This window comes from Bradyrhizobium sp. AC87j1, from assembly GCF_002936975.1.
GTDB lineage: Bacteria > Pseudomonadota > Alphaproteobacteria > Rhizobiales > Xanthobacteraceae > Bradyrhizobium > Bradyrhizobium shewense.
Map to the genome: position 1 here is coordinate 1 of NZ_PTFE01000171.1, position 9,199 is coordinate 9,199.

The following is a 9,199-nucleotide window of genomic DNA, read 5'->3' on the forward strand; positions in this document are numbered from 1 at the left end:
CGCATGGCTCCCCCGCCCGCCCCACAGACGATGAAAGAGCGGATCCTTCAGACCGCCGACAAGCTGTTCTATCTGCAGGGCATTCGCGCCATCGGCGTCGACACCATCGCGGCCGAGATCGGCATCTCCAAGCGCACGCTCTACAACCACTTCCCGTCCAAGGACGCGCTGATCACGGCATACCTCGAGCGCCGCTTCGTGCACGCATCCCCCTCGGACAAGCCGCCGGCCGAACAGATCCTCGGCACCTTCGATTCGCTGGAGCGGCGGTTTGCGGCCAAGGACTTTCGCGGCTGCCCGTTCGTGAACGCGGTCGCCGAGCTCGGCCCGACAGACCGCGCCGTGAAAAAGATCGCGGTCGCCTTCAAGGAAAGCCGCCGCCTCTGGTTTCGCGACCGCCTGAACGAGCTCGGTGTGACCGATGCGGATGCGCTCGCAACGCAGCTGGTGCTGCTGGTCGACGGCTCGATCGCGCAGGACCTCGTCCGCGGCGATCCGGCGATGGCGCGTGCGGCGAAGGAAGCGGCGAAGGTCCTGCTGCGGAATGCGGGGGTGGATGTGGATGGCGGCGCGCAGAAGCCGGTGAAGAGACGCAAACGCGCGCCGCAATAGCCGCGGTCGCCGTGCCACGCGCCGACGTCACCTTGTTCGCGGGCGCCGCCGAGTTTCGCTACGGCGCATCAAAATTGGGCTGGAGCGCATTGGTCTGCCGCACCCGGAATTTCTTGTCCTCAAACCGGGGCTGCCGCGCTAAACAGGCAAGGCGATTGTCGTCGTGCCTGCCGCCCTGCAATCTGGACCGTCGAACCGAGCGATGTCAGGATGAACCGGATCACTTTCAGCTCGGACCAGCTTCCGGCGCGCCTCGGCGACGCCGCACGGTTCGGGCATTGGCATGAGCAATTCGAGGCGCTCACCTGCTGCGTCGACTATTCGCGCTTCGAGGACTGCGCCTTTCGCGCTCAGTTTCAATTCGCGCAGTTTTCCGATGTGCGCGTTACGCTGTTCGATGGAACGCTCAAACGGTTTGCCCGGTCCAAAAGCGCCATCGCACGCGGCCCTGACGATGATTTTTGCCTATTGCTCAATCGCGGGACGGCGCAGCTACAGCTGTCGCAGTTCGGCCGGGATGCGGCGGCCGGAGCCGGTGGCGCGTTCCTCGGGACCAACGGCGCGACCGCCGAGATGGTCGTTGAGGCACCCGGGGAATGGGCGACAGTGACGATCGCCCGCGACCGTCTGCTGCAGCTCGTTCCTCGCGCGGACGATCTGATGGCAAGGCCACTCGATCCCGGCCAGCCGGCGCTGCGTCATCTCAAGCGCTATCTGGAGAGCGTGCTCGATCCAAACGACGCAGGCAGCGATCCGGATTTGGACCGGCACATCGGCACGACCGTGCTGGATCTTCTCGCGCTCACGCTGGGTGCCAGCCGCGATGCCGCCGAAATTGCCACCCTGCGGGGCTTGCGCGCAGCGCGGCTGCGCGAGATTCTTGCGGAGATCAGAACGAATTTCACCAATCCGGCGTTCTCGCCGCGCAGCCTTGCGCAAAAGATCGGACTGTCGCCCCGCTACATTCAGGCTGTCCTGCACGAGACCGGAGCGAGCTTCACCGAGCGCGTGCTGGAATTGCGGCTCCAGCATGCAAGAACGGCGCTGATGTCGCGCCAGCACGGCGGGCTCAAAGTGAGCGAGATCGCCTACGCCTGCGGCTTCAACGATATCTCGTATTTCAACCAGGCCTTCCGTCGCCGCTTCGGCGCCTCGCCGACCCAATTCCGCGGATCAACATGATCGGCATAAGCCGTCACGCAAGCCTTTGATTTAGCTGGCGTCGGCTACTGTGCATGGGGTTGTTTTCGCGATTTTGCGCAGCCGGCCCTCACGCCGCCTGCGACACCACACGGTTACGGCCGTCGTGCTTGGCGCGGTAGAGCGCGGTGTCGGCGCGCTTGAGGACGTCGGCGACCGCCTCGCCCTTCTGCTCCAGCGTGGTCAGGCCGATCGAGATCGTGACCTCGATGCGCTTCGCCCCTTTGTGGATCGCGAACGGCTCGCCCGCGATCGAGCGACGCAGGCGCTCGGCGACCATGCCGGCGACGTGGAGATCGGTCTCCGGCATGACGATGACGAACTCCTCGCCGCCGTAGCGGCAGGCCAGATCAATGCCGCGGATCGACTTGCGCACCCGCACCGCGAATTCGCGCAGCACGTCGTCGCCGGCGTCGTGGCCGTAATTGTCGTTGATCGACTTGAAGAAGTCGATGTCCAGGATCATCAGCGCCAGCGGCTTGCCGCGCGTCGCGGCCTGCTCGGCGAGCGTTGCGAGGTGGCTTTCCATGTAGCGGCGATTGTGCAGGCCGGTGAGCGCGTCCGTAATCGCCATCTCGATCGAGTTCTGCACGTTGTCGCGCAGATGATCGGTATAGCGGCGGCGGCGGATCTGGGTGCGGGCCCGCGCCAGAAGCTCGATCTTGTCGATGGGACGCAGCAGATAGTCGTTGACGCCGATCTCGAGGCCGCGGAGCAGCCGCGTCGAATTCTCGGGGTCGGCGATCGCCAGGATCGGCACGTGGCGCGTGCGCTCCAGCGAGCGCGCCTGGCTGCAGAGCCTGAGGCCGTCGAAATTGTTGAGGTCGAGCGAGACGATCAGCAAATCGTAATTACCCTCGGCGGCGTGGAACAGCGCCTCCGTCGGGTTCGGCTCGACGTCGATGGTGTGCTCGGCGGCGAGGATCGTCGCCAGCCGCTCGTAGGAGGACGGACGGTCGTCGACCAGCAGGATGCGGCCGCCCTTGCCGGTGTCGGCTACGGCGCTGCGCTCGGGCGCCTGCATACCGATCTCGAGCGAGGTGATGGCGCGCATGCGCAGCTCATCGGTCATCATCTTCAGCCGCGTCAGCGAGCGCACCCGCGCGATCAGCACGACGTCGGAGACGGGTTTGGTCAGGAAGTCATCGGCGCCCGCTTCCAGCCCTCGGTTGCGGTCGGAGGGACTGTCGAGCGCCGTCACCATGACGACAGGAATGTGGTGCGTGGCCGGATCGGTCTTGAGGCGGCGGCAAACTTCAAAGCCGTCGATGTCGGGCATCATCACGTCGAGCAGGATGATGTCGCATTCGGCGCGTTGACAGATCGCCAGCGCCTCGGTGCCGTTCGAGGCGGTCATCACGTCGAAATATTCGGCAGAGAGGCGGGCCTCGAGCAGCTTGACGTTGGCAGGGACGTCATCGACGACCAGGATACGCGCGGACACTGTGAACTCACTTCCTATCCGATAAAACGCCGGACCGTCTCAATGAATTTGCCGACCGAGATCGGCTTGGACAAATAGGCCTCGCAGCCGCCCTCGCGGATGCGCTCTTCGTCGCCCTTCATCGCGAATGCCGTGACAGCGACGACGGGAATGGCGCGCAGCTCCGGATCGTCCTTGATCCAGCGCGTCACCTCGAGGCCGGAGACCTGCGGCAATTGGATATCCATCAGCACGAGGTCGGGCCGCATCTTGCGAACGAGGTCGAGCGCCTCGTAGCCGTTGCTGGTGCCGGAGGTCTGGTAGCCGTGCGCCTCCAACAGGTCGCGGAAGAGCTTCATGTTGAGCTCGTTGTCTTCCACGATCAGGACGGTCTTAGCCATCCCGCCCTCCTGATTGGTCCGCAGACCCATACATGTAACGCCTCAGGCGCCGCTCGCCGGCGCTTCGAAAACTGGATTCAAACTAGCCTCAGATTCGCTTGAGTTTCGTTAAACCCGAGGGTCGACTTTCTGCGATGTGGTTTCCAGTTGCTTGCCTGGGGTCGGAAGACTCAGGGCCGAGACTCGGGCATGATGATTCCAAATTAGAGACCGAAAGTTAACGGAAAGGCAAACCGTCCCCTTGAAAAAGCCTGTTCACAACCTCCGCGAAGTCGCTGAAATCGTTGCGATTCAGGCGCTCTCTTTCGTTGCGAGCGATCCGGAGCGGCTGGGCCTGTTTCTGGCCGAGACAGGGGTCGGTCCGGAGACCCTGCGCAATGCCGCCGCGGACCCCAATTTCCTGCTCAGCGTGCTCGATTTCGTGCTGCGCGATGACGCCACTGTGAAGGCCTTTGCCTTGACCGCGGAACTGCATCCGACCAACGTCGCAGCGGCGCGGCAGGTCCTCGGCGACGCGCTCGGCGACCCCTCCTGGGAGCGCGACGTGCCGTGACCGTTCCCGACCCGGCCGGGCCTCGTTGCTTCTGCCGGGATTGTTCGGCCGACCTGGACATGGGCATGCGGCGATGTTCCGCCTGCGGTTCCCCTCGCCTCGTCCGCCACCGCGCGCTCTCGGGCCTGACCATCGCCCACATCGACTGCGACGCCTTCTATGCGACGGTCGAGAAGCGCGACAATCCTGACATTGCCGACAAGCCGGTCATCATTGGCGGAGGAAAACGCGGCGTGGTGTCGGCCGCCTGCTACATCGCCCGCACCTACGGCGTGCGCTCCGCCATGCCGATGTTCAAGGCGCTCGAGGCCTGCCCGCACGCGACCGTGATTCCGCCAGACATGGCCAAATATGTCCGCGTCGGCCGCGAGGTGCGCCAGGCCATGCAGGCCCTGACGCCGCTGGTCGAGCCGCTCTCGATCGACGAGGCCTTCCTCGATCTCTCCGGCACCGAACGGGTGCACGGCATGATCCCGGCAAAGGTGCTGGCGCGCTTTGCCCGCGACGTCGAGCGGGACATCGGCATCTCCGTCTCGGTTGGCCTGTCCTGCAACAAGTTCTTGGCCAAGATCGCCTCCGACCTCGACAAGCCGCGGGGCTTCGCCGCGCTCGACCAGGAGGAAGCGCGATCGATGCTGGCCGAGAAACCCGTCGGCTTCATCTTCGGCGTCGGACCTGCCACGCAGGAGCGGCTGGTGCAGCGCGGCTTCCGCATCATCGCCGACCTGCAGAAGGCCGACGAGATCGAGATGATGCGGCAGTTTCCGAGCGACGGCCGCCGGCTGTGGCGGCTCGCACGCGGCATCGACGACCGCCGCGTCGAGCCTGACCGGGGCGCCAAGACGATATCGAGCGAGACCACCTTCGAGACCGACATCCGCGATTTCGCGACGCTGGAGAAGATCCTGTGGCGGCTGTGCGAGAAGACCTCGTCGCGGCTCAAGAGCAGCGAGCTCGCCGGCTCGACCGTCACGCTGAAGCTGAAGACCGCAGATTTCCGCCAGCGCACGCGCTCGCAGTCGATCGCGGCCCCGACCCAGCTCGCCGCAAAGATCTTTGCGATCTGCCGCGAGATGCTGGCCAAGGAGATCGACGGCACCGCCTTCCGCCTGATGGGCGCCGGCGTCAGCGCTTTGCGCGAGGGCTCGCCCGCCGACGACACCGACATGCTCGACCGCCGCGCCGCCCACGCCGAGCGCGCGGTGGACAGCCTGCGCAAGAAGTTCGGCAGCGCCGCGGTGATCCGCGGCATCGCATATGACGGACCGGAGAAGGCGCAGGAGTGACCGAGTCCTGCTCAACTTAGTCGCGTTCGAATATCCGTGCACCCGGATAGACGCGGCGGGCATACTGAACGACCAGCTGCCGATCCTGAGTCTCCAAGAACGGGGTTCGGATCTGACAAGACCCGATGATGAGGTGCCACAAGCCGTTGAGCTTTCGAATGACGACGTTCATTTGAGCTTCCTCGCAGTGACCCGAGTGGACTCAAATTGTAAGAATCTCCCGCCGTCGCTCAATTGTACCAGCGTAAGGTCGGCGTATGAGAAGGATTAGAGGAGATATACAAAGGTATGTTGGCCAAGGCTTCAGGGGTTGGCCCGTGACAGGGGAACGCGATCTCGACGCGCTGCTGAGCAACATGAAGCCGGAGATGCTGAACGGCACCTTCGTGTTCTGCGCGATACCGCAGAACGAGTCCGTGCCCGCAGGGCTCAATCCGCTGCTGACATTTCGCGAGCAGGAAGGCACGACGCTGGTGATCTCTCGCGAAGAGGCCGAAGCGGCGGGGCTGCGCTACGCGTTCCCCTCACGCCTGATCACCCTGACGATTCACTCGGCACTCGACGCGGTGGGCTTCCTGGCCGCGATCACGGCCCGTCTCGCTGAAGCCGGCATCAGCGTGAATGCGGTCTCCGCCTTCCATCACGACCATCTCTTCGTGCCCGCCGACAGGGCCGACGAAGCAATGGCTGTTCTTCAAGCTATGTCCGCAGCAAAGTAGGATGGGTAGAGCGCAGCGAAACCCATCAAGGTCATTCCGGGCGACAGGACGATGGGTTTCGCTGCGCTCTACCCATCCTACGCAACTACGAAAATCAATCCGCGACGGCGATCGCCTCGATCTCGATCAGCCATTCCGGCGCGGCGAGCGCGGAGACGCCGACCAGGGTCGAGGCCGGCGGCTCCATGCCTTCGAAGAAGGCCGAGCGGGCCTTGCCGATGATGGGGCGCAGCTCCGGCTTGTAGTTCACGACGAAGGTCGTGATCTTCACGATGTTGGAATAACTCGCACCGGCCGCTTTCAGGGCGTGCCCGAGATTTTGCATCACCTGCGTGGTCTGCGCGGCGATATCGCCCTCGCCGACGATCCGCCCCTCCTCATCGGTCGAGACCTGTCCCGAAATGTAGATGGTGCGCGCGCCGGTGGCGGTGACGACGTGGGAATAGGCGGGATTGAGATGCAGGCCGCTGGGACGGAGATGATCGAGCTTGGGCATGGGTTAGCCTCCCTGGGGTTTTTGATTGGGAGAGAGCGTAGCTGGAGATCATGACAAGAGCTAGATGCGACGCGCAACACTCGTGCACCCTCATCCTTGCTGAGGTGCGCGCCATGCGACGCGAAGCGGCGTATGGGAAGCCTCGAAGGATGCACGGCCCCGCTGATACGGCCGGGCCGTCGCCCTTCGAGGGCCGCTGAAGAAGCGGCCACCTCAGGGTGACGGTGATGGTGTGGAGTGCGCGGTACGCAGCTGTAGCAACAATCCCTCAATTACAGGGCTTGCTGTCCTTGACGTCGAACTTGCCCATCGCGCCGGAAATGACAAAGTCGTTGTAATCGAGCACGAGCTGGCGCGAGACGCCGTTTTCGTAGAGCTCGAACGCCATCGCATAGACCGGCGTCTGCTCGCCCTCTTTCTGCTGGGCCTCGCGGTCGAAATAGCTGACCGTGACGGGCCAGCGCTTGAGCGATTTCATGTGCTCGTCGGAGGTCGACGGATCCGGCGCGGCGGCGCGGTCGGCGGGGATCGGCTGGCCGATCACGGTCAGCGTGTTGTAGACCTTCTGGCCGTCGTCGGAGCCGTCATAGACGGAGAGCTCGAGCAGCGGCTTGCCGTCCTTGGCGGCGGCGATGATCCGCTGGATCTGCTCGGTCGGGAATACGATCTTGCCGTCGAGGGTGAAATTCTTCGGCGCCGGCAGCTTCAGCTTGACGTTGATGTGGTCGCCGTCGCGCTCGGCCGAGCCGTCAACGCGGCCGGCATCGGCCTCGTTCATGCGGGTCTCGATCTTGAAGCGGTAGCTTTTCCCCCCGGCGTCTTCCCAGGAGTTGGAGCGGAGGTCGCTGAGCGTGACCTTGCCCTCGCCGCTGTCGAGCTCGGACACTTGGCGGAATTCGGACGTGTAGCCCTCGCACGAGCTTCCGGTGAAGTTGTAGAGGATGCGCCCGCGCGCGCTATTGACCGAATTGGAGCGCGATTTCACCAAGCTCAGGTCGTAAAGCGCCTGGTGCGCGAGGAACGGGCCGCTGGCGGCCTGCGCGGCGTCGCCAAGGCCTAAATCGCCAAGTCCGAAACTGGCCGCCGCGAGCGCCATTACACCGAGCGAAGTCCGGAAAAGGTGCACCATGTCTGTTCCTTGGGGACGCGTCCTTGGGATGCGCAGATTCGACATTTTAATGACCGTTCCATTGCGTCGCAACTGAGGCCGTTTCACGTAAAGTTGCGGCCCTGCCGTTGAACCTGCGGCCTCGCCTCGGCAAAAGGCGCTTCGTGCCGGTTGCTTGCATGTGGCGGCACGATGGGCGAAACAGGGCGCGGCCGGCCTCCCACGGATGCGCCGGGGCGAATGAAATTTCTGGACAACGAGGTCGAACATGGCGGGCACGGTCGAGCAAAAGCTGGCGGAACAGGGCATCAAGCTGCACGAGGCCCCCACCCCCGTGGCCAATTACGTCCCGTTCGTGCGCACTGGTAATTTGCTGTTCGTCTCCGGCCAGGTCTGCTTCGACCCCGCCGGCAAGCTGATCGCCAAGGGCAAGCTGGGCGCCGGCGTCTCGATCGAAGACGGCGCGGCGGCCGCCCGCGGCTGCGCGGTCAATCTGCTGGCCCAGGTCAAGGCGGCGCTCGGCGACCTCGACAAGGTGGTGCGCGTGGTGCGCCTCGGTGGCTTCATCAACTCGGCCCCCGACTTCCTGGACGGGCCGAAGGTGCTGAACGGCGCCTCCGACCTGATGGTCGCCGCCTTCGGTGACAAGGGCCGCCATGCCCGCACCACCGTCGGCGTCGCCTCGTTGCCGGCAGACGCGGCGGTCGAGGTCGAAGGCGTGTTCGAGGTCGCCTGACGGACAATGCGCGCTCCTGATTGGCTGACAGCCCGGCCGGTCGCCCATCGCGGCCTGCACGACATTTCCCGCGGCATTGTCGAGAACATGCCGGGCGCGGTGCAGGCTGCGATCGCAGGCAATTTCGCGATCGAGGTGGACATCCAGCTCTCGGCTGACGGCGAGGCCATGGTGCATCACGACCATGCGCTCGGCCGCCTCACCGAGGCCACCGGCGAGGTCGTGTCGAAGACCGCCGCGGAGCTGAAGGCCGTCACATTCAAGGACACCGACGAGCAGATGATGTCGCTGTCCGACCTCTGCTCCTTGGTCGCCGGCCGCGTGCCCCTGGTGATCGAGGTGAAGAGCCATTTTGGCGGCGACCGCCAGCTGGTGAAGCGGATGGCCGAGGTGCTGGCGTCCTATGACGGCCCCGCCGTCGGCATGTCGTTCGATCCCGACCAGGTGCTGGCGCTGCGCGAGCTGCTGCCCTCCCGTCCGCGCGGCATCGTCGCGCAGCGGACCTATGAGGACGACTACTGGGCCAAGCTCACGCAGGAGCAGCGCGATAGCATGCTCTACCTGCGCCATGGCTTTCAGACCCAGCCCCATTTCGTCGCCTTCAGGGTCGACGACCTCCCGGCCCCCGCCCCCTGGATCGCCCGCAACCTGTTCGGCTGCGCCCT

Annotated in this window: 12 protein-coding genes; 7 read left to right on the top strand and 5 right to left on the bottom strand. The window is 64.7% G+C overall.

The window, feature by feature from the left end:
- Positions 1-3 precede the first annotated feature (3 nt).
- Both CV770_RS39615 and CV770_RS39620 read left to right on the top strand, forming a co-directional pair.
- Positions 4-612: a TetR/AcrR family transcriptional regulator gene (locus CV770_RS39615; protein WP_104466181.1), complete on the top strand. Its 609-nt coding sequence runs from the start codon at positions 4-6 to the stop codon at positions 610-612.
- A gap of 210 nt (positions 613-822) precedes the next feature.
- Positions 823-1,794, top strand: coding sequence for an AraC family transcriptional regulator (locus tag CV770_RS39620; RefSeq protein ID WP_104466173.1), 972 nt, complete (start codon positions 823-825; stop codon positions 1,792-1,794).
- An 88-nt stretch (positions 1,795-1,882) separates the two neighbouring features.
- Here the strand turns inward: CV770_RS39620 and CV770_RS39625 are convergent, their stop codons facing one another.
- Positions 1,883-3,256, bottom strand: coding sequence for a PleD family two-component system response regulator (locus tag CV770_RS39625; protein WP_028143954.1), 1,374 nt, complete (start codon positions 3,254-3,256; stop codon positions 1,883-1,885).
- A 14-nt stretch (positions 3,257-3,270) separates the two neighbouring features.
- Positions 3,271-3,636 (bottom strand): response regulator, encoded by a 366-nt coding sequence (locus CV770_RS39630; protein ID WP_008566616.1) that lies wholly within the window; start codon positions 3,634-3,636, stop codon positions 3,271-3,273.
- A gap of 241 nt (positions 3,637-3,877) precedes the next feature.
- Here CV770_RS39630 and CV770_RS39635 point away from each other — a divergent pair, with 241 nt between their 5' ends.
- Together CV770_RS39635 and CV770_RS39640 are read left to right on the top strand one after the other, a co-directional pair.
- Positions 3,878-4,189 carry a DUF3572 domain-containing protein gene (locus CV770_RS39635; RefSeq protein WP_104466174.1) on the top strand — a complete coding sequence of 104 codons (312 nt, stop codon included), beginning with the start codon at positions 3,878-3,880 and terminating at the stop codon, positions 4,187-4,189.
- On the top strand, positions 4,186-5,475 hold the full coding sequence (locus CV770_RS39640) for a DNA polymerase IV (protein WP_104466175.1): 1,290 nt from the start codon (positions 4,186-4,188) through the stop codon (positions 5,473-5,475). The genes CV770_RS39635 and CV770_RS39640 overlap by 4 nt, the downstream gene beginning before the upstream one ends.
- A 16-nt stretch (positions 5,476-5,491) precedes the next feature.
- Here the strand turns inward: CV770_RS39640 and CV770_RS42995 are convergent, their stop codons facing one another.
- Entirely contained in the window at positions 5,492-5,647 is a 156-nt protein-coding gene (locus CV770_RS42995; protein WP_201760246.1) for a hypothetical protein, read from the bottom strand.
- Between the two features lie 145 nt (positions 5,648-5,792).
- On the opposite strand from CV770_RS42995, the gene CV770_RS39650 reads away from it, so the two are divergent.
- Positions 5,793-6,194 carry an ACT domain-containing protein gene (locus tag CV770_RS39650; RefSeq protein ID WP_104466177.1) on the top strand — a complete coding sequence of 134 codons (402 nt, stop codon included), beginning with the start codon at positions 5,793-5,795 and terminating at the stop codon, positions 6,192-6,194.
- Between the two features lie 94 nt (positions 6,195-6,288).
- Here CV770_RS39650 and CV770_RS39655 read toward each other — a convergent pair whose 3' ends face one another.
- Entirely contained in the window at positions 6,289-6,690 is a 402-nt protein-coding gene (locus CV770_RS39655) for a RidA family protein (RefSeq protein ID WP_104466178.1), read from the bottom strand.
- A 268-nt stretch (positions 6,691-6,958) separates the two neighbouring features.
- Entirely contained in the window at positions 6,959-7,819 is an 861-nt protein-coding gene (locus tag CV770_RS39660; protein ID WP_161500084.1) for a cell envelope integrity EipB family protein, read from the bottom strand.
- A 247-nt stretch (positions 7,820-8,066) separates the two neighbouring features.
- Between CV770_RS39660 and CV770_RS39665 the strand changes: the two genes are divergently transcribed.
- Both CV770_RS39665 and CV770_RS39670 read left to right on the top strand, forming a co-directional pair.
- A complete protein-coding gene (locus tag CV770_RS39665; protein WP_014494672.1) occupies positions 8,067-8,534 on the top strand; it encodes a RidA family protein in 468 nt (155 codons plus the stop codon).
- A gap of 6 nt (positions 8,535-8,540) precedes the next feature.
- The coding region (locus tag CV770_RS39670) for a glycerophosphodiester phosphodiesterase family protein (RefSeq protein ID WP_104466180.1) at positions 8,541-9,199 on the top strand (659 nt) is incomplete at its 3' end.

Excerpts from the sequence above, each read along its gene's own strand:
- CV770_RS39655 (WP_104466178.1), bottom strand. The coding sequence starts at position 6,690 with ATGCCCAAGCTCGATCATCTCCGTCCCAGCGGCCTGCATCTCAATCCC.
- CV770_RS39620 (WP_104466173.1), top strand. The coding sequence starts at position 823 with ATGAACCGGATCACTTTCAGCTCGGACCAGCTTCCGGCGCGCCTCGGC.
- CV770_RS42995 (WP_201760246.1), bottom strand. The coding sequence starts at position 5,647 with ATGAACGTCGTCATTCGAAAGCTCAACGGCTTGTGGCACCTCATCATC.
- CV770_RS39615 (WP_104466181.1), top strand. The coding sequence starts at position 4 with ATGGCTCCCCCGCCCGCCCCACAGACGATGAAAGAGCGGATCCTTCAG.
- CV770_RS39660 (WP_161500084.1), bottom strand. The coding sequence starts at position 7,819 with ATGGTGCACCTTTTCCGGACTTCGCTCGGTGTAATGGCGCTCGCGGCG.
- CV770_RS39665 (WP_014494672.1), top strand. The coding sequence starts at position 8,067 with ATGGCGGGCACGGTCGAGCAAAAGCTGGCGGAACAGGGCATCAAGCTG.
- CV770_RS39630 (WP_008566616.1), bottom strand. The coding sequence starts at position 3,636 with ATGGCTAAGACCGTCCTGATCGTGGAAGACAACGAGCTCAACATGAAG.